2 protein-coding genes and 1 pseudogene are annotated in these 1809 nt (G+C 36.2%); 1 reads left to right on the top strand and 2 read right to left on the bottom strand.

The genetic code is table 11. The annotated features are described in order from the left end of the window. The first annotated feature begins 79 nt into the window (after positions 1-79). On the top strand, positions 80-427 hold the full coding sequence (locus tag F6K13_RS31455; protein ID WP_192901056.1) for a hypothetical protein: 348 nt from the start codon (positions 80-82) through the stop codon (positions 425-427). 431 nt (positions 428-858) lie between these two features. Here F6K13_RS31455 and F6K13_RS31450 read toward each other — a convergent pair whose 3' ends face one another. Both F6K13_RS31450 and F6K13_RS31445 read right to left on the bottom strand, forming a co-directional pair. Further along, complete coding sequence (locus tag F6K13_RS31450; RefSeq protein WP_287244534.1) at positions 859-1002, bottom strand: hypothetical protein; 144 nt, start codon at positions 1000-1002, stop codon at positions 859-861. 251 nt (positions 1003-1253) lie between these two features. Continuing rightward, positions 1254-1809, bottom strand: a pseudogene (locus tag F6K13_RS31445) (glycosyltransferase); the annotation flags it as partial.

The raw sequence follows: 1809 nt of genomic DNA, 5'->3' as shown, positions 1-1809 counted from the left end.
TCTATTCTCAGTGATATAATGGCTGTAGTCTGATAAGTTAAGAAAAATTAAGCATATTCTCAAGCAGGAGGTGAGTCCCGTGTTTAAGCAAGATCATCAAAATCTGAAAGTAGTTAAACTAGAGGAAGGAATATTGGTTCATACTCAACTCAGAAGCGCTTATATTCCTGCATTGCGTTCTGGGTTTGCCGGATACCCAGTTAATCCTCGTTGGAGTGGAGTCAAATATTATGCTTGGAAGACAGGAAAACAATGGCGACAGGCGCTTTTGAATGGAGAGATGGTAGTGCGTTTGAGTGATTCAATGTTGGTATCTATTGATCAAATTAAAGACTTAGAAGAAAAGTCTTATGTGGTATGGTGGGACTACCAAAAATCATTGCCCAAGAGTAATTGGGAATTTGAATGCCCTGTCTTTCAGGGATGAAAAACTACTTATACTACATCTGTTTTAAAGTCTGTTAGTAATCAAGGGAGGCAACAAGGAGTATGAATAATTTATAAATTTCTTTTACTTATAGAACTTACGCAAAAACATTACATAAATTTAGTTAAACTATAGTGCTATACTAAATACAATGTTCATAACTAAAAAATGCAATGCGTAAGTTCTAACTTATATATATATGTTACCTAATAATTAAGGTTTAAAGTATCTGATTGACTGCGCCACGGACTGTCGCCCTACAAGCACCAAACAAGAAAAATTTTTCCTTTTCATCAATCCTCATTCTTTTCAAGTAAAGGTCATTGTTAATAATTAATTAGGGCTTGCTGATTAAATATAAAAGCATTGACATATAAAGACTTTAGCCTTTTTGGGAACGAAAAAAGTGCGCCTGTTTCAGTCTAAAACGCTCAAAAAGTTAGTATTTTAGGCGCATAGTTGGACAGAAAAATCAAGGGACAAAACTTAGCTCCTACTTCCTCTAAGTTCCCATTTCTCCTGTCTCCTGTCTCCTGTCTCCTGTCTCCTACCCCTACTAAAATACTTTTCAGCAAACCCTAATTATTAATTTTTGAAGTAGTCTGATAACAATTCCTAAAAATCATCCCATGGTTATTGAATACTTCAGTTATTAAGTAATAAGTCACGTTCAGTAATGTTTTTAGCAATTATTTGTATGAAGTAAATATATCTGATTCGTTATTTACCTACTCCCTACTCTTTGCTTTCAAGAAAATGTAACAAAAATGCGTGATATTTGGTCTTAGACTAATATGGTTCACAGCGAGAATATATTAAAAACAATAAAACCAACTGTACCGAAACAGATAAATCGACTAGGCCATCTAGCCAACCTTAAATTTAGTAGGTGGTGTAAATATTCTATATATTGTTTCCAGGTAACTTTACTTTCCCCTTCTAAACGTTCATTAAATACATACCCCACTTCTCCCACCCAACAAATACTGCCTCGGCCCAAAACTTCAATCAAAATTTTGTACCCTACTGGCCTAAGAATTTTTTCTGCGATCGCCTTTCGGCGGACCATAAAATAGCCACTCATGGGATCTGAGACTCTCCCTACGACTCCAGGTAAAATAATTAATCCCAAAACTTGAGCGCCACGAGACAATAATCTTCTAATAATATTCCACTCACTGACACCTCCTTCCTCAAAGTGACGACTAGCCACTGCTAAGTCAGCACCTTGCTCCATTTTTATCAATAGTTTTAAGAGAGTTTCTGGAGGATGTTGTAAGTCTGCATCTATTACTCCCAATATTTCTCCTTTTGCTACTTGCCAACCACGAATGACTGCAGTGGAAAGTCCTCTTTCTTTTTCCCTACGCATTACCTGGAGA

Origin of the sequence: Okeania sp. SIO2B9 (assembly GCF_010672505.1) — a bacterium.
Classification (GTDB): Bacteria; Cyanobacteriota; Cyanobacteriia; order Cyanobacteriales; family Microcoleaceae; genus Okeania; species Okeania hirsuta.
The sequence above is the reverse complement of the archived record's forward strand: the minus strand, read 5'-3'. Positions and strand labels throughout refer to the sequence as shown.